We start from the raw sequence: 26,022 nt of genomic DNA on the forward strand, positions 1-26,022 counted from the left end.
TATGGGTAACGTATAATATTTTGTATGCAATTCATTAAATATACAGGAGAATGCGATATGAAAATAAAATTATCGATTTTATTCGCGGCGATTCTGGCCGCAGGCATTACCGCCTTTGTCTGGCAAAAAACAGAGGCCAATGAAAAAATGCAGACGGACGCCTTGTATGTTTCTCCCGCAGGCAGCGACCAAAATGAAGGAACGATAGAAAAGCCGTTCCGCACATTAAAACATGCGGCTGAAAAGGCAGAGCCCGGGACAACCGTATTGATTCGGGAAGGGACGTACGATGAAACGTTTGAAGTAAAGCACAGCGGCACGGCCGAAAAGCCGATTACATTTCGGAACTATCAGAATGAGCATGTCGCTATCAGCGGCAAATCTGCGCCAAAAAGCGATTCTGAAACTCCGTTAATTCAAATCCGCAATAAACAGTACATTACCATTCACGGCGTTACGCTTGAGAATCTCTCCGTATCATCAGAAGATGCGACGGCCATGGGGATCTGCGTCACCGGATCAAGCAGTCATATCAACATTGACGGCAACCATATCCGAAACATTAAAACCACGGCTGATGAGGGAAATGCACACGGCATCGCGTTTTACGGCACAGGCGCCATGAAGGATGTCAGCATCACAAATAATACGGTTGAAAAACTGACGCTCGGCGCAAGCGAAGCGGTCGTGCTGAACGGGAATGTTGACGGATTTAAGATTGCTGGCAATACCATCCGGGACAATAACAATATCGGGATTGACGTGATCGGATACGAAGGAACGTCCAAGCAAAACGACTATGCGCGAAACGGCGTCATTGAAAACAATACGGTGAGCCATAACTCTTCTTACGGAAACCCCGCTTACGGAGATGAATACTCAGCGGGCGGTATTTACGTTGACGGCGCAGAACATGTGGACATTAAGAATAACACCGTTTACAACAATGACCTTGGGATTGAAGCCACCTCTGAGCATAAAGGGAAATACGCACGAGATATCCGGATTACGGATAACAAGGTGTACGGCAATGCTTACACCGGTATTTCAATCGGAGGCTATGACACGAAACGCGGCGGCACCATCAATTCGGTGATCGCTCATAACATTATGTATCGAAATGATACGAAGGACCTTGACGGCGGCCAGCTGCTGCTGCAGTACGGCACAAAAGGGAACACGATCGAAAAAAACATCATGACGGCAAGCGGTTCACGGATTTTTATCGCAAATGATTATACGAAAAACGAAGGCAATACCGTTAATCATAACGTCTATCACAAAGAAGCGGGAAAAGACGGCATTTGGAATTGGAAGAACAGAGAATATGACTCATTCACAGCGTACCAAAAAAGAACGGCAAACGATTCGGATTCCATTTATGCGGACCCGATGTACCGTGACGAAGCGTCTTATGACTTTACATTAAAGCCCGGATCACCGGCCCTGCCCGTCATTCAGTGACAAAACCATTAAAAAAAGCCAGTCTATATCAGACTGGCTTTTGTATTTATACACGAAGGAATTTCCGGATGGAAGTCAGACTTCCCCATACTCCGATAACCGCGCCGATCAGAATGAGCACAAGTGATACTTGAAACACAAACGGACTGTACGGCAGAAGTGAAACAAATGATCCCTGAACTTTCGGGGCCACCCAAGCGACCATCGACTGGTACGTACTCAGCACGAGAGCGATCGGTATGATAGAACCGAATACCCCCAGCAGCAGCCCTTCCAGGAAGAACGGCCAGCGGATAAACCAGTTTGTCGCGCCGACAAGCTTCATGATTTCAATCTCTTTTCTTCTGGCGAAAATCGTGATTTTAATCGTATTTGAAATTAAGAACATCGCCGTGAACAGGAGGCCGATGATTAACGCAATCCCGATGTTGCGTGACACCCCGACGATCTTAAACAGACGGCTGACTTCTTCTTTCCCGTATGTCACTTTATACACATGATCCAGCTTCTCAATTTTTTTCGCAACTTTCGGCGTATCATGCGGATCTGTCGTTTTGACAATAAACGCGTTGTTCAGCGGGTTTTCCTGATCTTGCATTTTCATGGCCTTTCCGCTGTCGCCGAAGCTTTTGACCAATTGATCAAGCTCTTTATCTTTAGATGAAAACTCTACGCTTTGGATTCCCGAGATGTCTTTAATCTCATTCTGCAGCGTATCCTGCGTTTTCTTATTCGACGTCAGATCGATTAATACTTTAATTTCCACTTCTTTTTCAGCATTTTTAGCCATGTTGTTTAAATTCAGCATAATGACTAAAAACACGCCGACCAAAATCAATGTAACGGTAACGGCACTGATGGATGCAAATGTCATCCATGTGTTTCTTCCGAGAGATTTAAAACTCTCACGCAAATGGCGCCCGAGAATTTTAATCATAAGAACCATACTCCCCTCTTGACTCATCACGCACAATAATTCCGTCTTCGATCGCGATGACCCGTTTCTTCATGGTGTTTACTATTTCTTTATTGTGTGTCGCCATCACAACGGTCGTTCCGCGGTTATTAATCTCTTCCAGTGTCTTCATGACTTCCCATGATGTTACCGGATCAAGGTTGCCCGTCGGTTCGTCAGCTATCACGACATCAGGATTGTTGACGATGGATCTTGCGATGGAAACACGCTGCTGTTCTCCTCCGGAAAGCTGGTCGGGAAACTGCCGCGCTTTATGCTTCAGCTGCACAAGATCGAGCACTTCGAGCACGCGTTTTTTAATGACTGACTGCTGCTCTCCGATAACCTCAAGTGCAAACGCGACGTTTTCAAATACCGTCAATTTCGGAAGAAGTTTGAAATCTTGGAAAACAACACCTATTTTACGCCGCACGAAAGGAATCTCTTTTTCTTTCACAGACGCGAGATCTTTATGATTAATCAATATTTGTCCTTTTGTCGGCTTTTCTTCTCTGTAAATCATTTTAATAAAAGTAGATTTACCGGCCCCGCTCGGTCCAACGACATATACAAATTCTCCGGGATGAATCATGACTGACAGCCCGTTAATCGCTTTTACACCGTTCGGATAGGATTTATATACTTCTTTCATCTCTATCATGAAATCACCTAATCTTTTAATTATGTCTTGCAGCCATAGAGTTCGCAAACGTACAGCGGTTTATGGCCGATTTACCAGGAAACAGATAAAAAATCTGAAAGTTCCTTTTCCTCAGTACACTTCATTATACGTCAAATTTAGACATATTACTATTACAGTTTCTTTTCATTCCCAGACCGTGAAAAAACCTTGCCCCTATAACAGGCAAGGTTTTTCTGTTATTTTTTCTGTGACAGCCATTTTGCGATCTCAGCGGCTTCCTTATCATTTACAAGATGGCTCGGCATATTGCCCCGTCCGTTTTTAATGATGCTTTCAATTTTAGCTTCATCATACTTCCCGCCGACTTCCTGTAAATTCGGACCTCCGCCGCCTTCTAAGTCTTTTCCGTGGCAGCCGATACAGCTTTGCTGATAAAGCTCTTCTCCTGCTGACGCAGATGCTTTTGACCCGCCTGAGCTGTCAGAGCTTTCTTTTTTCGATTCATTGGAACCGCCGCATGCCGCCAGCAGGACGGACATGGTCAGAACCAGCGCAAGCAGCGCCCATTTTGATTTCATATGTAAGATACACCCCTTCGCTATTATAACCCCGTTTACGCGCGTTTGAAACCCTCGCCGAGCACCTCGCTTGCGTCTGCGACAATGACAAAGGCTGACTCATCAATCTGTTTGACGATTTGTTTCAGTTTTGTGAATTCAGTCTGGCCGACGACACACATTAAGATCGGCCGGTCATGTTCCGTATACCCGCCGACTGCGGAAATCTTCGTCACACCCCTGTCGATTTCTTTAAACACAGCCGACCTGACGGCTTCTTCATGCTGCGTAATGATTAAAGCCATTTTGGAGCGGTTGAACCCGACCTGCACGACATCAATCGTTTTGCTTGAAATAAATACCCCGAGCATCGCATACAATCCCTGCTCCACTCCGAATACGAGCATCGCGCTCAGCACAATTAATCCGTCCATGATAGCAAGGCACGTTCCCAGCGACAGCCCCGTGTATTTGTGAATGATCTGCCCCGCCAGAGCCGTTCCCCCCGTGGAGCCTTTGCCGAGATACACGATGCCGATTCCCGTTCCGATCCCGACGCCTCCGAAAATCGCCGCCAGCAGTTCATGGGTCGTCGCAGCAGGCAGATCTCTTGTTAAATAGACTGCGAGCGGCAGAACGATGGAACCGACCAGTGTCTTCATTCCGAACTTCCCGCCAAGAATGATCACTCCGGCGATAAACAAAGGGATGTTAATAATCCACTGCACGTAAGCCGGTTCAAAACCAAACGTTTCTAAAATGGTGCTGATCCCGCTTACTCCCCCCGCTGCTATACGGTTCGGCAGCAAAAATACGTTAAACACGACCCCCGTAATCGCCGCGCCGATCATGATGTATATATAATCTTTGATCAGACGGAGCGGCTTATTGTGATTCACATCCATGCAAAATCCTCCGTTCTCCGATTTTCTCTCGATAGCATTTTAAGTCTTCCCGGCTTAGAAGTAAATAACAGCCAAATACCGTATTAATTTGCTAAAGCGCTGTTGTGAAAAATGGAGAAAGAGAACGGATAAAAAAACACACCTTGCCAAAGGCAGGTGTGTTCCCGGATTACGACAGTTTAGAACGTAAATAGGCGTCAATGAAGGTATCGATATCTCCGTCCATAACCGCCTGCACGTTCCCCATTTCCGTATTGGTGCGGTGATCTTTCACCATGGAGTACGGATGGAAAACGTACGAGCGGATTTGGCTGCCCCAGCCGATTTCTTTCTGTTCGCCGCGGATTTCGTCAAGCTCCGCCTGCTGTTCTTCAATTCTGCGCTGATACAGCTTCGCTTTGAGCATTTTCATCGCCCGGTCGCGGTTTTTGATTTGTGAACGTTCCGTCTGGCACGTGACGACTACATTTGTCGGCAGGTGGGTGATCCGAACGGCTGAATCAGTCGTATTGACGTGCTGTCCGCCGGCACCGCTCGCCCGGTACGTATCAACTTTAATATCTTCGGTACGAATATCAATGTCGATTTCTTCATTGAATTCAGGCATGACTTCACATGACACGAATGACGTGTGGCGGCGGCCTGATGAATCAAATGGAGAAATCCGCACGAGACGGTGTACGCCTTTTTCCGCTTTTAAATAGCCGTATGCATTGTGGCCCTTAATGAGCAGTGTGACCGACTTAATTCCCGCTTCATCTCCCGGGAGATAATCAAGCGTTTCAACTTTGAAACCGCGTCTTTCCGCCCAGCGGGTATACATTCTGAGCAGCATGGAACCCCAATCCTGAGATTCCGTACCGCCGGCGCCCGGGTGAAGTTCTAAAATCGCGTTATTTTTGTCATATGGTTCACTGAGAAGCAGCTGAAGCTCAAATTCATTCAATTCCTTCGTTAATGACTTCAGCTCTTTCTCGAGCTCTTGCTGAAGGTCCTGGTCAGGTTCTTCTTTTAAAAGATCATGTGTCATTTGCAGCTCTTCGTGAGACTCGCTCAGCTGATGATAGGAGTTCACGTATTCTTTCAGACCGTTCGCTTCGTTAATGACGGTTTGGGCCTTCTGCTGGTCATTCCAGAATTCCGGTTCCGCCATCTTTTCATCTAATTCTGCAATGCGGGCTTCCTTTGATTCGAGGTCAAAGAGACCCCCTGAAGTCCGCTAAACGAGAAGCCATATTTTCGAGCTCTGCCCTGATTTCTGATAATTCCATTCCATTCACCTCATTAAAAGATCCGGGGCGCCATAAGACGCAGACCCGGTCATGTTCGCTTCATACAGTCGAGACTATTCTGTCCGGCCGCAGCAATTTTTATATTTTTTTCCGCTGCCGCAATGACAAGGCGCGTTGCGTCCGATATCTACGACTTTTCGCACTGGCGCTTTTTTCGCTTGTTTGGCCTCATCGCCGTCCTGCGGCTGATGAGCCGTCGTTTGGCCTTGAACAACTTCTTCGCGTTCCAGATTGCTTTCAATCTCGGCTTTCATGACGAATTTCGCAACTTCGTCCTCAATGGACTCAATCATGTGCTCAAACATTGCGAAACCTTCCATTTGATATTCACGCAGCGGATTTGTCTGCGCATAAGCGCGGAGGTGAATCCCTTGACGCAGCTGATCCATCGCATCAATATGATCCATCCATTTTGAATCAACGGCACGCAATACGATGACTTTTTCAAATTCACGCATCTGCTCTGTACCGAAATTCTCTTCTTTTTCATTATATTTTGTCATGATGCGATCCATGATCATCTCATGCATTTCATCCGGTTCTTTTCCGAAGATATCGCTCTTTTCAAGCGCGCCTTCATCAAGATATGTTGAATTCACCAGCTCCACGAGGCCGTCAAGATTCCATTCTTCCGGAAGCTCCTCTTTCGGCGTATAAGCGGCAATCGCACGCTCCAGAGAAGACTTGATCATGCCTTCCACAATGTCACGCAGGTTTTCAGAGCCAATGACTTCAAAACGCTGCTTGTAAATGACTTCGCGCTGCTGACGGAGCACGTCGTCATATTGAAGAAGCTGTTTACGTGAATCGAAGTTGTTTCCTTCGACACGTTTTTGAGATGATTCCACGGCGCGTGACACCATTTTGCTCTGAATCGGCGTGGAGTCATCCATACCGAACCGGTCAAGCATCGCCATCGTCCGTTCAGCTCCGAAACGGCGCATCAATTCATCTTCCATTGAAAGATAAAATTGTGTGATGCCCGGGTCTCCCTGACGTCCTGAACGTCCGCGGAGCTGATTGTCAATCCGGCGGGATTCGTGGCGTTCCGTACCGACGACTGCAAGGCCGCCAAGCTCTTTTACGCCTTCGCCGAGTTTAATGTCGGTTCCGCGTCCCGCCATGTTGGTCGCAATCGTGACAGCGCCTTTTTGTCCCGCTTCTTCAATAATCTGAGCTTCACGCTCATGGTTTTTGGCATTCAGCACCTGATGCGGAATCCCTTTGTTTTTCAGAAGTTTAGAAATCAATTCAGACGTTTCAACGGCAACCGTACCGACAAGAACCGGCTGTCCGGTCATGTAGCGCTGGGCGACATCCTCCGCCACCGCCTTGAATTTCCCTTCCATTGAGCGGTAGATCAAGTCCGGACGGTCGTCACGGATGACCGGCTGGTTGGTCGGGATGGATACAACCTGCATGTTATAAATATTGCGGAATTCTTCCTCTTCCGTTTTTGCGGTACCGGTCATACCGGCAAGCTTTTCGTACATACGGAAATAGTTTTGGAACGTAATCGTCGCCAATGTCATGCTTTCATTTTGAATCTCCAGGCCTTCTTTCGCCTCAATCGCCTGGTGAAGACCTTCGCTGTAGCGGCGTCCTTTCATCAGACGGCCGGTGAAGGAATCAACGATGACGACCTGGCCGTCCTCAACAACATAATCCACGTCTTTCTGCATCGCCGCATGGGCTTTTAAGGCCTGGTTGATATGGTGGTTTAAGGCCACGTTTTTGACATCAAACAGGTTGTCGATGCCGAACGTTTTTTCAGCCTTCGTCATTCCTTCTTCCGTCAGCTGAACGCCCTTCGTTTTGACGTCATACGTATAATCCTGATCTTGCTTGAGTGTGCGTACAAACGCATTTGCCTGCACGTACAGTTTTGTGGACTTCTGAGCTTGTCCGGAAATAATCAATGGCGTTCTCGCTTCATCGACTAAAATTGAATCGACTTCATCAATAACGGCAAAATGAAGCGGGCGCTGCACCATTTGTTCTTTATAGAGCACCATGTTGTCGCGCAAATAATCAAAGCCGAGTTCATTGTTCGTTGAATATGTGATATCGGCTGCGTAAGCTTCGCGTTTTTCGTCTTTTGACATCGAATTCAGGTTCAGGCCGACTGTAAGCCCGAGAAACGCAAAAATCTCTCCCATTTGCTGGGCATCACGGCTCGCCAGATATTCGTTGACCGTTACGACGTGAACGCCTTTTCCCGTCAATGCATTTAAATACACGGGAAGCGTGGACGTCAGCGTTTTCCCTTCCCCTGTTTTCATTTCGGAGATGTTCCCCTCATGAAGGGCGATGCCCCCCATCAGCTGCACTTTAAACGGGAACATGCCGGTTACGCGGCGGGAAGCTTCACGAACGACGGCAAACGCTTCGACAAGAAGGTCATCCGTCGTTTCTCCTTTTTCAAGCCGCTCTTTAAATTCTGCCGTTTTATGTTTAAGCGCCTCGTCAGAGAGATTTTCATAATCTCCTCTTACGGCATCAATGTCATTTGCTATTTTTTCGTATTTGTTCAGCGCACGTTTGGTCGGATCAAACATTTTATTTAAAATCCCAAGCATCTATAACGCTCCTCTATGTTCACATGCAGATTTTGCATGGAATAAATGATAATTTTCTGTCCATGTATACCTCTCATTATCATAACATACCTTTTGCCATTTCCAAAGAATTTGCAGATAAAGATAGAGAAAAACCTTCCGCGCGTTCACGGAAGGCTGGATGGGTTATTCAGTCGGTTCAATTAATCCGTATTTGCCGTCATTTCTGCGGTAAACGACGTTTGTGAGATTCGTCTCCGCGTTGGTGAATACGAAGAAATTATGTCCGAGCATATTCATTTGGAGAATCGCTTCTTCATTATCCATCGGTTTTAAATTAAAACGCTTTTGACGGACAATTTCCGGGCTGTCATCTTCAATTTCGTCCTGAACCGCTACGCCCGTATCAGCAGCGCTGCCGTTCTCGAAATAATGTTTCGGAAGACCCTGGTCGCGGAATTTTCGGTTGACTTTTGTTTTGTGCTTTCGGATTTGACGTTCCAGCTTGTTTGTTGCGAGATCAATTGCATTGTACATATCCTCGTTATGCACTTCGGAACGAAGCGCCAGATCAGTCATCGGAATGGTGACTTCAACTTTGGATTCCTTATCATTATAGAATTTTAAGTTGACGTTCACATCGGCATTGACGCTCTGCTCGAAATATCGCTCCAGCTTGCCGATTTTTCTCTCCACATGATCCTTTAACGCAGGTGTAACCTCAATGTTTTCTCCTCTGATATTGTAGTTCATCAAAGAACGCCTCCCTTTATCTAAGGATATGTAACTATTTCTCTTTTACCCCTTCTGATCCCTGCTGAAACGTTAAAATAATGTGTAAATTCGGTGAACGATGACGAATGGTGTCGGTTTTATCCCGCAGCTTCCGGCAGGATTATAAGTATATGCGGAAGACGCAGGCAAAAGACCTGCCGCTTGCAGCAGGTCTAGTGAAGAACATACGGTTTGATGCAGTCGTGCGTCTGCTCCATCCATAGCTTATAATGCGGCAGAAAGATGGTTTTTAAAAACTCCTGAAAAGGAGCGGACGGGAAATCATAATCATTTAACATGCTGAAATCCTGAAAGATCTCGTCAAATGAGCGGATCGCCGTCTCCACGCATCGGCACTCAATGATAGACAGCAGAAGCGCATGAGAGGAATCGAGATGAAAAAAAGCCTGAATCAAATCGTTGTAAATCCGCTCGCCCTCCGTCTTAAAAAAATCATCCTGCGTGTCCAACAGGTAGCAAAGCCCCTCATCAATCGTAAAAAGAAGCTGGTAATAGGCTGACACCAAATGGTAATCATTCAAACTTCTCAAAACACTCACCTATTTGCGTTTGTCGTAATAACGGCCGTCACTTGTCGTTTGATGATACGGATTGAAATACGTATTATGGTAGATTCGTTTTTTCTTAAGCGTTTTTATTTTATTTCGGATACCATCCTGAATCCGTTTCACTTCGCCGGTAATCAGACGGTCCATCGCGGCCACCTGCTGAAGCAGCGTTTTTTCTTCTTCGGAAAAAGGCGGCTTTATGCCCGCAAGCATCTCCTCCCTTTTCTCCGTAAATGCCGTAACGCTGCTGATAAGACCATCGCTTTCCGGGGCGTCCTTCAGTGCGGCGTACATGTTCTTCGTTTCGTTATACAAAGAAAAGACATTGCTGTTCATCAGGCAAGGCCGCCCGCGCCGTGGCTGTTTTTCCGTTCACTCTGCATGGCCTGCTTCCACGTGTCGCGAAATTCAGTAACGAGCTTTTCCGCTTCATCTAAAAACTCTCCGTTATTCTGCACGTTCGCATCGATCAGCCGGCGGCGGATGTAATCATAAATGGATGACATCTGCTCGGAAATCTCAATCTCCCGGTTTAACGTGATGCTGAGCTCTTGAATGATGTTTTGCGCCTTTACGATATTTTCATTTTTGGCTTCAAGGTTGTTTTGCTTCATCGCCTGCCTTGCCAGCTTAATGAATCGCAGGCAGCCGTTATAAAGCATAAGGGTCAGCTCTTCCGGAGCGGCTGTAAAGACGGATGTCTGCTGATAAGCAGCAAAAGGATTATTTAATGCCATTTTTATAAAACCTCCAAGGTTATGATGTTGAAGATCCTAACATTGACGTGAGATATGAAGATTGGCTGTTCAATTTCTCCAATGCCGTATCCAGTGCGCTGAACTTTTTATAATATCTCGATTCGATGTCATCCAGCTTCGTTTTCATATTGGAAATATTTGTTTCTATTTCATTCAGGCTTTTTCCGATGGCAAAGCTGGATGATACCGAGCTTTCCGTACCCGCCTGTTTTGAAATTTGAGTCTGCATTTTGTTTAATGTGTCTTTTAATCTCCGGGCAATCCCCTGCTCCTCCGGGTTTTTGGTTTTCGCTGTATCAGGACTGTCTGCATTAAACAGTTTAGCCACGAGAGCAGGATTCTCGGTAATTTTCTGTTTCAGTTTCGCTTCGTCTTTAATGACAAGCTTTCCTTGATCCGTATAACTATCAGACGTCTCAATTCCGAAATCGGCAAGCTGATATTTTTTTCCGTCAATCGTTACCGTTGAGTACAGATCAAGCCGCATCTCAGCCAAACCGTTCTGCAGCGTGCTGTCGCTCCGTAATAACCCGCTTTTAGCCTTTGACTCCCACTGCTCAATCTGCTTATCGGTCATCGCTTCTCTTTGTTCATCAGTTAGCGGCTTATAATCGCGGTATTTTGATTCTGTTACCTTCTCGTTTGCACTTTTAATTAACGTATTGTATTTATCAACGAAATCTTTAATGTTGTCAAAAATGCCGTCCGTATCAGTCGTGCTGTTAATCGTAACCGTTTTATTGTTGTCCGTCACGCTGTTCAGCGTGTATTTGATGCCGTTGATCGTAAAGTTATTTGACGTTTTTGTCATTTCAAGCCCGTTGAACGTAAACTTCGCGTTTTTCCCTTCGGCATTGGCCGTCAGTTCATTTGTTGCATCATCAACGGCAAAACCGAGCTGATCTTTCAGAAAGCTTTTGGTTGCGTCATCACCTGCGGCAAGGGTAAATCCTTCCCCCGTTTTATTGGAAGTGAACGCAATCGTATCCACATAATCCGTGCCGTTGGAAATTTTCTCTTTTAAAGCCGTCACTCCGAGACCCGAGCTGTTCAGTTTGGAAATGACATCGTCAATTGTATCGGTTGCGGCGATCGTGACGTTTACCTCAGTCGGCTTCGTTTCACCCGGATTTGTGACATTGAATTTCAATGTTTGGCTCTGACCCGAAGTGAAATTGATGGCGCCTGATGATTTATAAGTCGTCGGCGTAGCCAGCTGCTGTACAGACATACTCGTTGAAATATTCTGCTCAGCACTGACGGCCACCGCGCTGACACTGGAATCCGAACTTGTTACTGTTTTTTTATTCCAGTTTGTGGACATCAGCATATTATTAAATGTCGTAGAATACATGTCGGCAATCTGAGTATTCACTTCCCGATAAGCATCGCGCTTCCATTCAAGCGTCTGCTTTTGCTGGTTTAATTTATTAAGCGGCTGCTTTTCGGCATCCATCATTTTTTTCACCAGAGAATCTACATCAAGACCGGAATTAAGGCCTGTGATTCTTGTGACCATATGTACCCTCTCCTTTTCGGCATTTAGTCGTAGACGGCTCTATGACAACAGTGAGTTTCCGACTGTTTATCATATCACAGCTCCATAAATGTATGATCTTATTCTTATATCGGTCATATTAAAAGGTTTTCAATAATTTAACTGCAAAATATAATGTTTCATTTTGTCAATAGGGTTCTTTGGCTTGCTGAAGGGGGAGATAGCTGAAGAAATAAAAAAAAGACCCTGGAGAACCAGGATCTTTCCGTCATTAACCTTTCAGCAATTGAAGAACTTGCTGAGGCTGTTGGTTAGCTTGCGCAAGCATAGCTTGAGAAGCCTGAGTAAGGATGTTGTTTTTCGTGTACTCCATCATCTCAGAAGCCATGTCTACGTCACGGATACGTGATTCAGCAGAAGTCAGGTTCTCAGAAGAAGTACCAAGGTTGTTGATTGTGTGCTCTAAACGGTTTTGAACCGCACCAAGTTTAGCGCGCTCGCTAGATACTGTGTCGATAGCTGTTTTGATTGTTGTAAGAGCTGAAGACGCAGCTTTAGCTGAAGATGAGATGTCGATACCTTTTGTTACTTTAGAATCTGCAGCTAATTTTTCAGATGCAATAACTTTACCGCCAGCATCGTAATAACCAGCTGGTTTATTTGTAGCATCGTCTGCATCCGCCCAAGTAGCAGTGCTTCCGTCAGTTGCTGTAAGTGTATTTTGATCACCAGATACAGTATAAGTCGTACCAACTTTCAGGCTTTCAGAGTCCATTTTATTGATAGACAGGCTCATTGTTTGGCCTTCGTTAGCTCCGATTTGGAACGTAAGGTTTTGCGCAGTTCCGTCAAGAAGTTTCTTCGTATTGAACTCAGTGTCAGTAGAGATTCTTGTTACTTCAGACGCTAATTGGTCCATCTCTTTTTGAAGCTCAGAACGGTCAGAATCAGTGTTTGTATCGTTCGCCGCTTGTGTAGCAAGCTCGCTCATACGCTGAAGAATGCTGTGAGTTTCGTTCAATGCACCCTCAGATGTTTGGATAAGAGAGATTCCGTCTTGAGCGTTTTTAGACGCCATGTCTAAACCGCGGATTTGGGAACGCATTTTTTCAGAGATCGCAAGACCCGCAGCGTCATCACCAGCGCGGTTGATGCGAAGACCTGAAGATAATTTTTCCATGTTTTTTGCAGCAGAGTTTGAACCTGCATTCAGCTGACGGCTAGTGTTAAGAGCCGCGATATTGTGGTTGATTCTCATTTTGTATTTCCTCCCTGAATTGTTTTTCGCACGTCCTTGTGCATTTGCGCAGCGTCATTCTGAAGAAAATTTTTCCTCTCATTGGCTACAATATATATATCGGACGGCCGCTTCCATTGTTTATATTGAAAATAAAAAAATCCTCACTTTTTTTGTGAGGATAAGTTAAGTAATAAATCAGTATTAAAAGATACAGCTCTGTTGTTCTCTTCCAGGATCGACAAGTAGATTTCTTTCCTGTGAATATCTACGTGCTGAGGCGCTTCAATTCCCAGCTTCACTTGTTCTCCTTCGATAGCGATCACCTTTATTTCAATATCCGGCCCGATCTGAATGGACTCATTCACTTTTCTTGAGAGAACTAGCATGATCCTCCTCCTATCAGATGTTTTGTTTCATAGGAAGCATCATGTAAAATGATTTGTTTCGCCTTCATTTCCTTTTTATTGACGATAATCGGCGCTTTTAAATTGGCGGTCGTGTTTTCAAAAGGCTCTTCCAGCGTTAAAATCGCCATCACTTCGACGTCCTCTATATCTTCAATATGCAAAAGTTCAAGCGTCGCATGGTCAATGTCAAATTCGTACCCTTTAAAGAAAATAAACGGACTGGCGACAATAAAGGCGATGTGCTCCTGTTTGACAGACTGCAGCGCCAAAAACGGTGAATCTTCCGACAAAGGAAGAACAACAAATTGAGTCTCGTCATTAAATCCCGGCAGGCCGTTTTCAAATGAGATAATCTGCCCTTCGTCTATTCTGATTTCTCCGTGATATTTTGTTTTAATTATCATGCTTCACAATCCTTTACCACTTTCATCTTTTATTCTGCGTTGCCATCGTCAACCGAAATCGTCACCTTAGGGTCTTGCATCATATCAATCTGAACTTTCCCCGGCGTATAATTCCATACAGGTTTATTGACGGCTGCTTCAATTGAAGGTTTGCGGGCTTCAATATCAATCGTAAGCTTTGAAGGAATGCAGTCAATGTCGACGAGAAACTGCGCAGGCAGAAAGTCGCTGAATTCGCCAAATGGATCGGGCGGTCTGACATCTGCTGCCTGCCGGGCCATCACATTGCCCGTTTTCTTTTCGATAGCCGCCATTTCCTTCCCTTCCCTGACTGTTTTTGCAATAAACTCGCTGCAGGCTTCCGCACCTTTCTGAGCGGCTTCAGCGTTCAGCTTTTCAAATGATTTGAGATTCAAGTTCTCCCACGCCCTCGTCTGGTCAATCGTCAGTTTGGCCGGCGTGCTTTCTATGTTCAGCTCTGCCGGCGGCTGCTCGATTTCCAGGTCAGCGGGCGGCTGTTCCATCTCGATTTCTTCCTTTTGAAAGGTTATACCGATTTTAGCAGGCACACTGTCAATAATCAATCTCGGCATCTGCACAGAGATCCCTCCTGTTTATAGTATTTTAGTAAAAAAAGCGATCTCCCTGTTGTGAGTCGCTTTTTTTATATATTGAAGACGATCAGTTATATTATTTCAGGAAGTCAATCAGTGACGGCTGAATGATATTCGCATTCACTGACAGCGCTGCTCTATGAACCGTCTGTTGAGATAAATAATCAACAATTACATCTTCCATTTCTACATCTTCATTATCGGACAATACTTTTTCAGCGGTTGCCGCTTGTGATTCCAATCTTGTCTGAATGAGTTCCAACCGATTTGTGCGTGCGCCGATATTGGATTTTTCAGCATTCATTTTATCAGTAAAACCGTCAATATCTGACAGAATTTGATCTGAATCTGCTTCGGACAGCGTGCCTTTGCTTAAAGAAGCTTCTAGGGAGTTTAGAAATTCAAAAACATTATCTCCATTTTGTGCGACGCCTCCGAAAGCTGAGTTTGGATCAGAATTCACTTTCAGCACTGCTCCGTTCGAGATGTTGATGTTAACATCCGAAGCACCTGTATAATTCTCATAGTTGTACGTATATGTGCCGTCGGCATTTTCAGTGATCGGCGGGACATCTGAATTTGTTCCGTTAAACAGATAACGTCCGTTTACCTGAGTATTCGCGACAGAAACGAGCTGCTTTTTCAGCTGGCCGATTTCTGTACCGATTGCTTTCAATTCTGTTTCACCGTTCGAATCACTTTTCGCCTGAACCATCAAGTCCCGGATTTTCCCCATAATATCTGTTTCCGAGTTTACGCTTGATTCCGAGTTTTCCAGCCATGTAAAACCTTGCGAAACATTCCGCTGATACTGGTTTACCTGCGCAAGCTGAGTACGGTACTGCATTCCCTTCATTGCAACGACCGGATCATCAGAAGCTTTCGTGATTTTTTTCCCCGTAGACACTTGCTGCTGAAGCCGATCGAGCTTGTCATAACTTGAGCCGATAAATCGAAGAGAATTTTTTGCGATCATCCCTTGAGTCACTCTCATTTACTTATCTCCTATCTTCCTCCGGTGCCCATACCGTTAATAATTTTATCGAATATTTCATCTTGCATCGTTATAATCCGCGCAGCCGCATTATAAGCGTGCTGAAACTGAATCATATTTGTCATTTCTTCATCTAATGACACTGCACTGATTGATTGTCTCCGTTCATCGGCTGAAAGGGTGTTGCTTTCAGAGTTGTTCATAAGATTGGCCGCTTTTTGTGAATTAACGCCCAGCTTTCCGATAAGGGATTCATAAAAGTCATTAATTGTAGTGGTTTCACCGTTAATAGTCAGCTTGCTGTTCTGTACGGCTGCAAGATTTGTCGCGTTTGTGCCGTCACTTTTTTCTCCGTTTAACGACGCTGCGATATTATCAGTAGACGCAAGAATTTTGTCACTGACTTTTATTTTCGCTGCCGCACCTTTTGCAGGCACCGCTTCACCACCGCTGAAATCAAAAAATGCTGCGCCCTGTTCACCTGTATAGGTCTTCCCTTTTTCATGAACTGCATTAAACGCGTCAGCAAAGGATAGCGCCATATTGTCAAGAGCCGTCAGCATTTCAGGATAAAGACCTTTTTCTTCTCCGTTTGACATATAGCCGTATGATTCAATAAGACCTAAAAGTGAGCCTTTTCCGGTAAATGCATCCGCATTGACCGTACTGCTGCCGACTGACACACTCGACACGAGACCGCTGTCCTTGTCGTAGTTTATTTTCATTTCTGAAACTGTTTTTGTGTTACCGTCGAGCAGCGTACCGAGAGAATTGTTGTTTCCGTTCAGCAATTCGACGTTAACCGTGCCCTCAGCAGTCGCCAAGGCATGTCCGCCCGACTTATTATATGAAACTTTAATATTTGCCATAGAAGATAATTGATCAATCAATCTGTCTCTTTGGTCATACAAATCATTAGGGAGCATACCGCTCGGCTCAACTGCCGCTATTTGATTGTTAAGGTCATTCAGCTGATTGAGAATGGAATTGACCTGATCCGCTGTGTTATCCAGGTTCTTTTTAATATCACCCTGAATGTTAGTCAAAGAGGTAGATATATAGTTAAAACTTTCAGCAAGAGATTTCCCCTGCTCCTGCAAAACTGAGCGCGCTCCCGTATTTTCCGGATTCGTCGCCAGATCCTGAAGGGCATTCCAAAACGAACTGAGCGATCCGTTTAATCCGTTATCGTCAAGCTCTTTCATGACGCCTTCCATTTGCGACAATGAATTGGAACGGGCTGTATAGTACCCTAATTTTGTATTTTCAGTTCTGTACTGATAGTCTAAAAAACTGTCTCTGACGCGCTCAACTGAACCGGCTTTAACCCCTGTTCCGATTTGCCCGGCCGTCAGATCACTGTTTTTTGATACTGCGGGATAAGGGCTCGTCGATTGTAATGTGACGCGCTGCCTCGTATATCCTTCTGTATTTGCATTTGCAACGTTATTTGAGACTGTGCTCAATGCAGTCTGCTGCGCACTCAATGCACGCCTTGCTGTTTCGAGCCCCATAAAAGTCGATGGCATTAAAAATCCTCCGTTCTAAGCTTTTGAATCGAATAATGTCAAACGGCTGACAGGCTTGCGCGCCGCTTGCGGCTCTTTATAATTCATATTCTCTTTTTCACCCGGCATGATCATATCGAATGCCCCGGAGATGAATTGTAAAGCCTGAATCGTGAGCTGTTTGTTCATCTCATTCACTTCTTTCAGACGGTCAAGAAGCGCAGACAAAGAGTGAAATAACCCTTCAAGCTCCTGTTTTTCACTGCCTGAAGTTCTGGAGATGCATGCAGCAATTGTATTGTCCTCACCGCGGCTGAGAAACTGAGAAGTTAACCTGATTCGTTCTTCCTCAGTCTGCCCGATTGCCTGAATGTATTTTTGCTCTTTAGTCAATATGCTGGAAAGCTCTTTTGTTTTACCTGCTTTCAGCGCTTCCGTTTTCTCCTCAGACAGCGTGAGCAGGTGTTCATTCAATACGCAAAGTCGCTTCAGTTGTTCAATAATTGGCTTTGCTGACATTTGCTTTCTCCTTTTTATTGCTTTTTATAGAAATTCACTATGTTTTCAGCGATGCTGTTTGAATCTATTTTATATGTTCCGCTCTCAATATCAGCTTTCAGCTGAGCGATTTTTTCGTGGCGTGATTTAGTGACCGCATCTGACGCATTTTGAAGCACTTTTGCATGAGAAGAAATTTCCACTTTGTCTTTCGGCTTTACAGCCTCTTTTTGTACGGCTTGCTTTTCGTAATTTTTTTGGTATGGATTAACGGATTGTGTTCCGTACTGATTGATTTTCATAGGATTCCTCTCGCTTTCTGTTCGCAGTCTAATTCTTTTATCGACTGCGTTATCAGTTAGTTTAGGGAATCAGGTGTTTTTGGTATTATAGGCATAGTATGTGTCTTTTGTACTGTTTTTCTCTTCGAATTCAGCGGCTGTTTTTTGGTTCATATGGTCTAATTGCGACTCAATATCTGTCTGACAGGACTTGCAAAATTTCCCCGTCCTGATTGGATTTCCGCACCTTTCGCAAGGATATGCCAAATTTGGAAGCTGGCTGATCTGAATCCTTTTTTGTTTGATAAACTTGAGGATCAGCTCTTCATCCACACCTGTTTCCTCAGTGATCTGCTGCATCGTCGACTGTCTGTTGATCTGCTTTCTCAAAAATTTATAGACGGTTTCAAATGCTTTTTCTTCTTCTTTAATACATGCCTGGCACACGGTCTGCAGGTTCGTTTTAAAAAATAAAGCATTGCATTTTGGACAATTCGCCAATTCACCCATCGTATTAACTCCTATTCCTTCTTTAATCTGCCTTATATTTCTATCAATTATATCGGCAGAAAAAAAGAATGATTTAGCTCCTGATTAAAGTAAAAGAGGAGACCGATGACGCTTTACCCGCTGTCAGCAGGACTTCGGCGGCTTGGTGAAGTGTGGCGCCCGTCGTATAAATATCGTCTATTAAGATGACGTTCATACCTTCGGCGGAGTTTTCGGCTGCTGAAAACTTTTTTTCTGCAGACAGCCTGTCTGTTTTGCTCTTTTTGGATTGTTTTTCATTGTTCAGTCGGATGAGGGGGGAAATGACGGGCATTCCGAGCAGAGAGGCCAGCAGCTCGGATTGATTGAATCCGCGTTCCGCCAGCCGTTCGCCGCTCAGCGGAATAGGGATGAGAGTATGTGTATTTGATGGATATGCCGCTTTAAAGCCGGCAGCAAAGTCACGTTCAAATGCTTGAATGATTTTCGCATCACCCCTGAATTTAAACCGGGCCAATGAGTCCTTCATCGCATCATTATACAAATATACCGAACGGTTTTGCCGCAGCAAAAAGCGCTTTTCCGTTTTTGATTCCCGGGCCGCACAATCAGCGCATTTTTCATTTGACTCCTGAGGCCTCCCGCATATACTGCATACGGGGCCTTCAATTTTTTCGAATTGGCTGCTGCATATGCTGCATACCTCTTGCTCGGGCGCCAGAGAAAACAGAGATCTCCAAGTCAATGAACTTGAAATTGGTGAGTCACACAATAAACAATTCAGAGATATTACGCTCCTTCCCGAGTTTCACAGAACTCGCTTGGATTAACCGAAACAATCGCCGCTGATTCAGCCAGAATGACAAGCAGCGCTGTATTTTTCTGTTTATCAACTATCTCTGCTTTTGCATAAGCAACTTTCTTTTTATCTGTAACATATGCCGGTTCAGCCCGGTTTAGTGAAAGTGCCAGTACATCATTTTTGCATACCCGGCATGTGCATTTCATATGAAGCTTAGGCATATGGCGGTCGAGAAGTTCCTTTAATATGATTTCTTTAGAATTGACAAGCATGCTGACAGCTCCTCATAGGAAAGTATGAGTATACTGTATCATGTTTTCTGAAATTAACTAGTCCAACAATTTACTTTTTTGTGCCAATTTGTTCATATGTTCAATATGTTTTTTTGCTTTTTTCATTCCGTTTGTAATTCCGAAATGAAACATGACGACATCACCGCTGAAATGTTTATAATGCCTTCCCGTTCTGCCTGCGATCTGTACGAGCGCGCTCTCAGTAAAGATAGGTGCTTCTGCGCCGAGGACACATGTCTGAACTTTGGGCACGGTAACCCCTCTTTCTAAAATCGTAGTCGTTACCAGCAGGTCAAGCCGGCCGTTTCTGAACCGTTTCACTTTATCCTTTCTGAATGTGTCTTCCGCATGTACGCCTTCTGCCCTTATGTTTAATTTCTGAAAATAATCCGTTGTCTTTTTCAATACGTGTACAGACGGAACGAATAAGAAAACAGGCAGCTGTGATTGAAGTTTTTGGCAAACCCAATCCGTTACAGAGCGCGGCAGTTTTCCTTTCTGAAGCTTCTTCTTCCAATTGCCGCACCACAAAAAACGCGGCTCCGGGAGGGGTTGCCGATGATATCTGGCCGGTATGCGGACGCTTTTCAGCAAACCGGCTTCAGCCTTCTTTTTTAATGTGTCTGAAGGAGTTGCCGTTACATAAACAAGGGCGCTGTTTTTCTTCCTCGCTTTATCAACAGCGAATCTTAATGTCTCATCGGCTGAAAAAGGAAACGCATCTACTTCATCTATTATCATGACATCAAAAATGTCTCGATAACGCATCAGCTGGTGAGCGGTTGAAATCATTAACGGAGTCAAACGGCCTTTGTCCTCGCTGCCGCCGTACAAAGCAGAAACGTCGACTTTCTCAAATGCTTTTTTCAGTCTCGGCAGCAGTTCAAGTACGACATCTGTACGCGGAGTCGCGACACAGACGCGCAAACCGTGATTCAGCGCAAACTCGATACCCGGAAACAGCATCTCTGTTTTCCCCGATCCGCAAACCGCCCATACTAACAGCTCTTGTCTCTCTTTTATCGCATCTGTAAGCGCGGCGGCCGCCCGCTTCTGTCCGTCTGTCAGTGTTCCTTCCCAAGAAAGCTTTACAGGCTCCCAGCTGTTTTCAGAGGCTTGATTCCAAGAATATAATGATGTCAGTTCATCAGCCCTTCCCATCATGACACAGGCACGGCAATAGGTAATCTGCCTTTTGGCAGAGGGCGCCCCAAATGCCGCAAAGCAGGCTTGATCAGACTGACCGCATCGTTGGCAGACGTAACGGTTTTTCCGGCGGATGATTGACGGCTCGGCCGTTATATACTCTTTTTCTATAAAAACGTTGATGCGCTGATCTGAAAACGGTATCTCAGATCTCAATAAATGCCGGCCGTAAAAGAAACTCCGCACCTCTGAAAATTCTGAAGCACCTTCGGACATCTCCCTGCCTCCTTTCTGCTCAAAGTATGCCTTGTCGGGAACCTACTTGTCGAATTGCCAAAATTAAAAAATAAAAAAATCTCCGCCCTTGAAAACGGAGATTTTCACTTAGTTTTTAAAGCACCAGCCGATTCCGATGGCGCCTTCGCCCAAATGGGTTCCGATCACGGCACCGAAATAGCTGTTATAAAATTCGACATGAGGATACTTACCGCTTAACTCCTGTATAATATCCGCCGCTTCTTCTTCCCTGTTTGCATGGATGACAGCGGCCCGCATCGGGATTCCTTTACTTGCATCTTCCCCAAACAGCTCAAAAATTCTCGAAATCGCTTTTTTGCGTGTCCGAATCTTCTCAAAAGGAACAATTACCTTATTGTCAAAATGAAGAATAGGCTTTACCTTTAACAGACCGCCGATAAAAGCCTGAGCACTGCTTAGACGCCCGCCCCGCTGGAGGTGTGATAAATCGTCCACCATAAAATACGCACGGACTGTTTTTTTCATTTCTTCCAGCTCTTTTATAATCTCTTCCGGTGAGTCAACACCGTCTTTAATGAGCTGTGCTGCCTTTAATGCATAAAAACCTTGTGCCAAACAGCTGATCTCTGAATCAAAGGGATAAACTTTAATATGATCAACCATAGTGTTTGCCGAGGCGGCGCTGTTATATGTTCCGCTGATTCCGCTGGACAAATGTATGCTTATGACTGCATCATATGTTTTGCTCAGTTCTTCGTACAATGCGATTAATTCACCGAAAGAAGGCTGAGACGTAGTCGGCAGCTCATCATGATTTTTTACTTCTTTATAAAAACTTCTCCAGTCGAGTTCTGTTTCTTCGCGGAATGTTTTTTCACCGAAAACCACTTGGAGAGGGATCATATGAATATGATGTTCTTCTCTCATCTCTTTCGGAATATATGCTGTACTGTCTGTTACAACTGCAATCTTCATCACTTTACCTGCCTTATTAAGTACTTAATAAGTATTTTAATAGATATGCAGCTGTAAAAAAAGACTTGCCATAACAGGCAAGTCTTCTCACACATGACTAACGCATCTCTACCCAGCCGTTTTTAATGGCCACGACAACGGCTTGTGTCCGGTCATTAACGTTCATTTTCTGCAAAATATTGCTCACGTGATTTTTCACTGTTTTCTCACTGATAAACAATGATTCACCGATTCCGCGGTTGCTTTTTCCGTCTGCAAGCATTTGCAGCACTTCACATTCCCGTCTCGTTAATATATGTAATGGTCTCCGGATTTCCGGGTAAACCTCATGCTGAGGATGAGCAGAAACTCCGCTTGTCGCAAGACGGCGGAATTCGTTGACAAGATTGTGGGTTACTTTCGGGTGAAGGTAAGAACCGCCCTCGGCTACCACTTTCACTGCTTCGATTAAAGTATCTGCGTCCATCTCTTTCAGGAGATAGCCTCTTGCACCTGTTTTTAAAGCATGAGTCACATAGTTTTCATCATCATGGATGGAGAGGATAATCACCTTAGATTCAGGGTACAGCTCAACAAGCTGTTTAGTAGCCTCTACACCATTTACATTCGGCATATTAATGTCCATTATGACAACATCGGGATGATAATGCTCGACGATTCGAGCCGCCTCATCTCCATCGTCACCTTCTGCTACCACTTCAAAGGTAGGTTCAAAATCCAATATTCTTTTTACACCCTCACGGAATAGTTGATGGTCGTCGATAATAACAATATTTACTTTAGTCACACGCTACGCCTCCTTATCCTATTGTTCTATATACGCCGCTGTTCGGTCAATATGTCTTTTGGCTCTATTTAACAAATTATAGGCCGAGAGATAACGGAACCTTAATCATGATAAATGTCCCAAGACCTATTTTAGAGTCTATCGTTATCGTTCCTTCAAGCAGATCTACTCTTTCTTTCATTCCCAGCAAGCCGAATGACTTGTTTTTCTTTTGTTTAGCATCCTTAATATCAAAGCCTTTTCCATTGTCCTTAATGATGAGAACGACAAAATCAGCGGTTACTTCCACTTTTACTGTAATTTCCTCTGATTCTGAATGCTTGAGTGCATTTGTGACGGCTTCCTGAGCGAGACGGAAAAGCGCCACTTCAAATTGCGGGGCAAGCCTTTGGTTCTCTGTGTCTCCGATGCACTGAAAATGTATTTTCACCTTTCCGTTGTATTCTTCAGTTGTATAAAGATATTTTCTCAGTGTCGGAATCAGCCCGAGATCGTCCAATGCCATCGGTCTTAAATCATATATAATCCTTCTGACTTCGTAAAGGGCATTCCGCACATTCTGCCGTAGATTTCTGATTTCCTGAAATCCGTCCTCCGTGCCGCGGTCGCGGAAGATCCGTTCAATTAATTCCGATCTCATCATGACATTTGCCAGCATTTGCGCGGGACCGTCATGAATTTCTCTGGAAACTCTTTTTCTTTCTTCCTCTTGGGCTTCAATGATTCTTAAACCGAAATCTTGTTTAGCCTGCGCATCGGCAAGAAGAAGCCCTACTTGGCGAAGGTCTTGATTCAGGTAATTCAGAACGACGGTTATTTGGCTGACTAATGATTCTGACCGTTCAATAATTTCCTGAAGCCCCAAAAGCCGGCGTTCTAAATCATCTCTGCGCTCCCGCAGCTGCTTTTCGCGCTGCTGGATCATCGTCAGTTCCACTTGAAGTTTGTGCGCCTTTTCATAGGCGTTGCGAATTTCTTCTTCGCTGAACTTATGGAAATTTCTGCTTACTTCAGACAAGCGGTTTCGTGCATGCCGCGTATGAACTTCAAGTTTGTCGCCCAGCTCAATGACTTCGTACACCTGCTGTTTGATCTGTTTGAGTTCTTCAACCAGCTGCTCATATTGCTGGCGCGACTGCTCTCCGATTTGAAAAACCTCGTCCTTGCTCCCGTCCACGGTTTTCAGCATTTTCATAAGTATAGAATCCAAAACTTTGGAGTCCATCTTCGATTTATTCATCTGTCTCCCTCCGTAACGGTGTTGTTATGTATTTTTATTATAAATGTAATTGAACTGCAATTTATGTCGAATTATAATGAAAGAATGCGTATATTCTAGAAAAAAACATTTTTATATAGTATCTTACTCTTTCATGATACCAAAATATGCGCAAAAATTCTAAAGTCTGTTCGAATTTGTAGAAACAAGTCTTTTAATGCTTGTCAGGAGGGTCCAGCAATCATGCTGCACAGCTATTTAACAGTTAAAGAAACGGGTGAACATGAGATTGTGATTGAAAAATCGCGTTTTATCTGTCACCTGAGCCGTGCTGCTTCTGAAGAGGAAGCGCAGGAATTTATACAAAAGATAAAAAAACAGCACTGGAATGCGACTCATAACTGCTCAGCTTATCTGATCGGCGAAACCGACCATATACAAAAGGCGAATGATGACGGAGAACCAAGCGGCACAGCCGGCGTCCCCATGCTGGAAGTGCTGAAAAAACGCGGTCTGAAAGATACCTGCGCGGTGGTTACCCGGTATTTCGGCGGAATAAAGCTCGGTGCAGGCGGATTGATTCGTGCATATGGGAAGTCAGTGTCTGAAGGCTTAAATCATATAGGAGTTACGGAGCGGAAGCTGATGCGGATTATGCATACATCAGCGGATTATACGTGGCTCGGCAAGATAGAGAACGAACTGAGAGAATCAGTTTTTTTACTGAAAGATATCCATTATGCGGATCATGTCGAATTTGAAACGTACGTTGAAGAAAAAGACAAAGACGAGTTTATAAAATGGATGACAGAACTGACGAACGGCAAGAGTAAGAATACAGAGGGAGAACTGACGTATTTAGAAACAGACGTCAGCCCTAAAGGAGACTAATGTAATGGCTGAACGTGTAAGAGTGCGTGTTCGAAAGAAAAAGAAAAGCAAACGAAAGATCATATTCAAACGGATTTTGCTGCTGCTTACCCTCGTTTTGTTAGTCGCTGCCGGGTTTGGCGGATACAAAGTATACAAAACGATCAATGCGGCAGATAATGCATATGATGCCCTTTCCCGCGGAGACAAATCAAAACTTCGGGATAAAGTCATCGATATGAAGAAAAAACCGTTCTCCATTTTGTTTATGGGGATCGAAAATTATGCCACAAGCGGAAAAGGCGGACGATCAGACTCTCTTATTGTCGTTACCCTTGATCCGAGAAATAAAACAATGAAAATGCTGAGTATTCCGCGTGATACGCGGGTGACGCTTGCCGGCGATACAACCGGTAAAAAATCAAAAATCAATGCGGCTTTTGCTAAAGGCGGGGCGGATGAAACCGTCTCAACCGTCGAAGACTTATTAGGCATACCGATTGATAAGTATGTCACTGTCGATTTTAACGGCTTTAAAGATGTTATTGATGAAGTCGGCGGAGTCAATGTAAAAGTGCCGTTTGACTTCGACGAAATGAGTGACGTCAGTAAAAAGAAACGGATCTACTTCAAGAAAGGAAACATGCATTTGAACGGTGAGCAGGCTCTGGCTTACGCGCGGATGAGAAAGCAGGATAAGCGCGGAGACTTCGGCCGGAATGACCGCCAAAAGCAAATCCTAAATGCACTGATTGACCAAATGTCTAAAGCTGGAAATATTGCTAAAATCGATAAAATCGCTGAAACAGCAAGCAATAACGTCCAAACGAATATCCGAATCACTGAAGGACTTGCCCTTCAGCAGATTTACAGCGGCTTTACCAGCAAAAAGATTGATACACTGAGCATAACAGGATCAGATCTATATTTAGGCGGCGGCGGAACCGCGTCTACAGGCGGAACATATTATTTCCAGCCGGATCCGACCAATCTCGAAAAAGTACGGCAGGAATTGCAGAAACATCTGGATTACCCGTCCGGAAGCAGCACGGCGTCCGATCCTGCTTCTGACAGCACAGGAACGGACAGTACGACTGATTCGACTTCCGGCAGCACGGGAACAGACGGCACGACTGATTCGACTTCCGGCAGCACAGGAACAAGCGGCACAACCGATTCAACCAACGGTACTGCAGGTGCAAACGGTACGGACAGCACACAGTCCGGCGGCACAACAGGCTATTAAGAGTAAACCCGATCCTTT

29 protein-coding genes are annotated in these 26,022 nt (G+C 44.8%); 3 read left to right on the forward strand and 26 right to left on the reverse strand.

Going from position 1 to position 26,022, the window contains the following annotated elements; translation table 11 throughout:
• The first annotated feature begins 57 nt into the window (after positions 1-57).
• Complete coding sequence (locus OTK50_RS12250; protein WP_266121891.1) at positions 58-1,464, forward strand: right-handed parallel beta-helix repeat-containing protein; 1,407 nt, start codon at positions 58-60, stop codon at positions 1,462-1,464.
• A gap of 46 nt (positions 1,465-1,510) precedes the next feature.
• Here OTK50_RS12250 and ftsX read toward each other — a convergent pair whose 3' ends face one another.
• The 26 genes from ftsX to degS all read right to left on the reverse strand — a co-directional run bounded on the left by ftsX (position 1,511) and on the right by degS (position 23,909).
• Positions 1,511-2,401 (reverse strand): permease-like cell division protein FtsX, encoded by an 891-nt coding sequence (ftsX, locus tag OTK50_RS12255; RefSeq protein ID WP_007407464.1) that lies wholly within the window; start codon positions 2,399-2,401, stop codon positions 1,511-1,513.
• Positions 2,394-3,080: a cell division ATP-binding protein FtsE gene (gene ftsE / locus OTK50_RS12260; protein ID WP_007407465.1), complete on the reverse strand. Its 687-nt coding sequence runs from the start codon at positions 3,078-3,080 to the stop codon at positions 2,394-2,396. The genes ftsX and ftsE overlap by 8 nt, the downstream gene beginning before the upstream one ends.
• Before the next feature lie 218 nt (positions 3,081-3,298).
• Positions 3,299-3,640, reverse strand: a complete 342-nt coding sequence (cccB, locus tag OTK50_RS12265) for a cytochrome c551 (protein ID WP_007614074.1) — start codon at positions 3,638-3,640, stop codon at positions 3,299-3,301.
• A 35-nt stretch (positions 3,641-3,675) separates the two neighbouring features.
• A complete protein-coding gene (locus tag OTK50_RS12270) occupies positions 3,676-4,524 on the reverse strand; it encodes a YitT family protein (RefSeq protein WP_007614078.1) in 849 nt (282 codons plus the stop codon).
• Positions 4,525-4,693: 169 nt separating this feature from the next.
• Positions 4,694-5,795 (reverse strand): peptide chain release factor 2 gene (gene prfB / locus OTK50_RS12275; RefSeq protein WP_108654963.1). Its coding sequence is split into 2 segments (ribosomal slippage): positions 4,694-5,722 and positions 5,724-5,795, totalling 1,101 coding nucleotides; the frame shifts between segments, so codons are not numbered across the junction.
• Positions 5,796-5,869: 74 nt separating this feature from the next.
• Entirely contained in the window at positions 5,870-8,395 is a 2,526-nt protein-coding gene (gene secA / locus OTK50_RS12280; RefSeq protein ID WP_082998323.1) for a preprotein translocase subunit SecA, read from the reverse strand.
• A 165-nt stretch (positions 8,396-8,560) separates the two neighbouring features.
• The gene (gene hpf / locus OTK50_RS12285; RefSeq protein WP_007407470.1) at positions 8,561-9,127 is read right to left on the reverse strand and encodes a ribosome hibernation-promoting factor, HPF/YfiA family; all 567 of its coding nucleotides are present in this window, start codon (positions 9,125-9,127) and stop codon (positions 8,561-8,563) included.
• 194 nt (positions 9,128-9,321) lie between these two features.
• Positions 9,322-9,699, reverse strand: a complete 378-nt coding sequence (locus OTK50_RS12290; protein WP_003151412.1) for a hypothetical protein — start codon at positions 9,697-9,699, stop codon at positions 9,322-9,324.
• A 9-nt stretch (positions 9,700-9,708) separates the two neighbouring features.
• A complete protein-coding gene (fliT, locus tag OTK50_RS12295; protein WP_045209006.1) occupies positions 9,709-10,053 on the reverse strand; it encodes a flagella biosynthesis regulatory protein FliT in 345 nt (114 codons plus the stop codon).
• Positions 10,053-10,454, reverse strand: a complete 402-nt coding sequence (gene fliS, locus OTK50_RS12300) for a flagellar export chaperone FliS (protein ID WP_049627493.1) — start codon at positions 10,452-10,454, stop codon at positions 10,053-10,055. Before fliS ends, fliT begins: the two co-directional genes overlap by 1 nt.
• 19 nt (positions 10,455-10,473) lie before the next feature.
• Positions 10,474-11,994, reverse strand: a complete 1,521-nt coding sequence (locus OTK50_RS12305) for a flagellar hook-associated protein 2 (RefSeq protein WP_266121892.1) — start codon at positions 11,992-11,994, stop codon at positions 10,474-10,476.
• 250 nt (positions 11,995-12,244) lie between these two features.
• Positions 12,245-13,231 (reverse strand): flagellin, encoded by a 987-nt coding sequence (locus tag OTK50_RS12310; RefSeq protein WP_007407474.1) that lies wholly within the window; start codon positions 13,229-13,231, stop codon positions 12,245-12,247.
• Positions 13,232-13,374: 143 nt separating this feature from the next.
• A complete protein-coding gene (csrA, locus tag OTK50_RS12315; RefSeq protein ID WP_003151402.1) occupies positions 13,375-13,599 on the reverse strand; it encodes a carbon storage regulator CsrA in 225 nt (74 codons plus the stop codon).
• Positions 13,593-14,024: a flagellar assembly protein FliW gene (gene fliW / locus OTK50_RS12320; RefSeq protein WP_007407475.1), complete on the reverse strand. Its 432-nt coding sequence runs from the start codon at positions 14,022-14,024 to the stop codon at positions 13,593-13,595. Before fliW ends, csrA begins: the two co-directional genes overlap by 7 nt.
• A 29-nt stretch (positions 14,025-14,053) precedes the next feature.
• Positions 14,054-14,623, reverse strand: a complete 570-nt coding sequence (locus OTK50_RS12325; protein WP_007407476.1) for a DUF6470 family protein — start codon at positions 14,621-14,623, stop codon at positions 14,054-14,056.
• 91 nt (positions 14,624-14,714) lie between these two features.
• Positions 14,715-15,632: a flagellar hook-associated protein FlgL gene (gene flgL, locus OTK50_RS12330; protein WP_007407477.1), complete on the reverse strand. Its 918-nt coding sequence runs from the start codon at positions 15,630-15,632 to the stop codon at positions 14,715-14,717.
• Positions 15,633-15,643: 11 nt separating this feature from the next.
• A complete protein-coding gene (gene flgK / locus OTK50_RS12335) occupies positions 15,644-17,161 on the reverse strand; it encodes a flagellar hook-associated protein FlgK (protein WP_044801917.1) in 1,518 nt (505 codons plus the stop codon).
• Between the two features lie 15 nt (positions 17,162-17,176).
• Positions 17,177-17,659 carry a flagellar protein FlgN gene (locus tag OTK50_RS12340; RefSeq protein WP_224223854.1) on the reverse strand — a complete coding sequence of 161 codons (483 nt, stop codon included), beginning with the start codon at positions 17,657-17,659 and terminating at the stop codon, positions 17,177-17,179.
• A 14-nt stretch (positions 17,660-17,673) separates the two neighbouring features.
• Positions 17,674-17,940: a flagellar biosynthesis anti-sigma factor FlgM gene (flgM, locus tag OTK50_RS12345; RefSeq protein ID WP_224223855.1), complete on the reverse strand. Its 267-nt coding sequence runs from the start codon at positions 17,938-17,940 to the stop codon at positions 17,674-17,676.
• A gap of 69 nt (positions 17,941-18,009) precedes the next feature.
• Positions 18,010-18,429 (reverse strand): TIGR03826 family flagellar region protein, encoded by a 420-nt coding sequence (locus tag OTK50_RS12350; protein WP_012118571.1) that lies wholly within the window; start codon positions 18,427-18,429, stop codon positions 18,010-18,012.
• Between the two features lie 73 nt (positions 18,430-18,502).
• Positions 18,503-19,192 carry a phosphoribosyltransferase family protein gene (locus tag OTK50_RS12355; RefSeq protein ID WP_198161198.1) on the reverse strand — a complete coding sequence of 230 codons (690 nt, stop codon included), beginning with the start codon at positions 19,190-19,192 and terminating at the stop codon, positions 18,503-18,505.
• Positions 19,193-19,197: 5 nt separating this feature from the next.
• Positions 19,198-19,482 (reverse strand): late competence development ComFB family protein, encoded by a 285-nt coding sequence (locus OTK50_RS12360; RefSeq protein WP_003151389.1) that lies wholly within the window; start codon positions 19,480-19,482, stop codon positions 19,198-19,200.
• Positions 19,483-19,539: 57 nt separating this feature from the next.
• A complete protein-coding gene (locus tag OTK50_RS12365; protein ID WP_224223856.1) occupies positions 19,540-20,925 on the reverse strand; it encodes a DEAD/DEAH box helicase in 1,386 nt (461 codons plus the stop codon).
• A gap of 108 nt (positions 20,926-21,033) precedes the next feature.
• Positions 21,034-21,882 carry a DegV family protein gene (locus tag OTK50_RS12370; protein WP_045209019.1) on the reverse strand — a complete coding sequence of 283 codons (849 nt, stop codon included), beginning with the start codon at positions 21,880-21,882 and terminating at the stop codon, positions 21,034-21,036.
• A 97-nt stretch (positions 21,883-21,979) separates the two neighbouring features.
• Positions 21,980-22,669, reverse strand: a complete 690-nt coding sequence (gene degU, locus OTK50_RS12375) for a two-component system response regulator DegU (protein ID WP_003219701.1) — start codon at positions 22,667-22,669, stop codon at positions 21,980-21,982.
• 76 nt (positions 22,670-22,745) lie between these two features.
• Positions 22,746-23,909, reverse strand: a complete 1,164-nt coding sequence (gene degS, locus OTK50_RS12380; protein WP_007407484.1) for a two-component sensor histidine kinase DegS — start codon at positions 23,907-23,909, stop codon at positions 22,746-22,748.
• A 222-nt stretch (positions 23,910-24,131) separates the two neighbouring features.
• Between degS and OTK50_RS12385 the strand changes: the two genes are divergently transcribed.
• A complete protein-coding gene (locus OTK50_RS12385) occupies positions 24,132-24,779 on the forward strand; it encodes a YigZ family protein (protein WP_007614107.1) in 648 nt (215 codons plus the stop codon).
• Between the two features lie 4 nt (positions 24,780-24,783).
• A complete protein-coding gene (locus OTK50_RS12390) occupies positions 24,784-26,004 on the forward strand; it encodes an LCP family protein (protein ID WP_105937243.1) in 1,221 nt (406 codons plus the stop codon).
• Positions 26,005-26,022 lie beyond the last annotated feature (18 nt).

Source organism: Bacillus sp. NEAU-CP5 (assembly GCF_026420705.1).
Lineage (GTDB): Bacteria > Bacillota > Bacilli > Bacillales > Bacillaceae > Bacillus > Bacillus velezensis.

Coding starts and splice junctions, on each gene's coding strand:
- OTK50_RS12250 (WP_266121891.1), top strand. CDS start 58: ATGAAAATAAAATTATCGATTTTATTCGCGGCGATTCTGGCCGCAGGC.
- ftsX (WP_007407464.1), bottom strand. CDS start 2,401: ATGATTAAAATTCTCGGGCGCCATTTGCGTGAGAGTTTTAAATCTCTC.
- ftsE (WP_007407465.1), bottom strand. CDS start 3,080: ATGATAGAGATGAAAGAAGTATATAAATCCTATCCGAACGGTGTAAAA.
- cccB (WP_007614074.1), bottom strand. CDS start 3,640: ATGAAATCAAAATGGGCGCTGCTTGCGCTGGTTCTGACCATGTCCGTC.
- OTK50_RS12270 (WP_007614078.1), bottom strand. CDS start 4,524: ATGGATGTGAATCACAATAAGCCGCTCCGTCTGATCAAAGATTATATA.
- secA (WP_082998323.1), bottom strand. CDS start 8,395: ATGCTTGGGATTTTAAATAAAATGTTTGATCCGACCAAACGTGCGCTG.
- hpf (WP_007407470.1), bottom strand. CDS start 9,127: ATGAACTACAATATCAGAGGAGAAAACATTGAGGTTACACCTGCGTTA.
- fliT (WP_045209006.1), bottom strand. CDS start 10,053: ATGAACAGCAATGTCTTTTCTTTGTATAACGAAACGAAGAACATGTAC.
- fliS (WP_049627493.1), bottom strand. CDS start 10,454: ATGGCATTAAATAATCCTTTTGCTGCTTATCAGCAGACATCCGTCTTT.
- OTK50_RS12305 (WP_266121892.1), bottom strand. CDS start 11,994: ATGGTCACAAGAATCACAGGCCTTAATTCCGGTCTTGATGTAGATTCT.
- OTK50_RS12310 (WP_007407474.1), bottom strand. CDS start 13,231: ATGAGAATCAACCACAATATCGCGGCTCTTAACACTAGCCGTCAGCTG.
- csrA (WP_003151402.1), bottom strand. CDS start 13,599: ATGCTAGTTCTCTCAAGAAAAGTGAATGAGTCCATTCAGATCGGGCCG.
- fliW (WP_007407475.1), bottom strand. CDS start 14,024: ATGATAATTAAAACAAAATATCACGGAGAAATCAGAATAGACGAAGGG.
- flgL (WP_007407477.1), bottom strand. CDS start 15,632: ATGAGAGTGACTCAAGGGATGATCGCAAAAAATTCTCTTCGATTTATC.
- flgK (WP_044801917.1), bottom strand. CDS start 17,161: ATGCCATCGACTTTTATGGGGCTCGAAACAGCAAGGCGTGCATTGAGT.
- OTK50_RS12340 (WP_224223854.1), bottom strand. CDS start 17,659: ATGTCAGCAAAGCCAATTATTGAACAACTGAAGCGACTTTGCGTATTG.
- flgM (WP_224223855.1), bottom strand. CDS start 17,940: ATGAAAATCAATCAGTACGGAACACAATCCGTTAATCCATACCAAAAA.
- OTK50_RS12350 (WP_012118571.1), bottom strand. CDS start 18,429: ATGGGTGAATTGGCGAATTGTCCAAAATGCAATGCTTTATTTTTTAAA.
- OTK50_RS12360 (WP_003151389.1), bottom strand. CDS start 19,482: ATGCTTGTCAATTCTAAAGAAATCATATTAAAGGAACTTCTCGACCGC.
- OTK50_RS12365 (WP_224223856.1), bottom strand. CDS start 20,925: ATGTCCGAAGGTGCTTCAGAATTTTCAGAGGTGCGGAGTTTCTTTTAC.
- OTK50_RS12370 (WP_045209019.1), bottom strand. CDS start 21,882: ATGAAGATTGCAGTTGTAACAGACAGTACAGCATATATTCCGAAAGAG.
- degS (WP_007407484.1), bottom strand. CDS start 23,909: ATGAATAAATCGAAGATGGACTCCAAAGTTTTGGATTCTATACTTATG.
- OTK50_RS12385 (WP_007614107.1), top strand. CDS start 24,132: ATGCTGCACAGCTATTTAACAGTTAAAGAAACGGGTGAACATGAGATT.
- OTK50_RS12390 (WP_105937243.1), top strand. CDS start 24,784: ATGGCTGAACGTGTAAGAGTGCGTGTTCGAAAGAAAAAGAAAAGCAAA.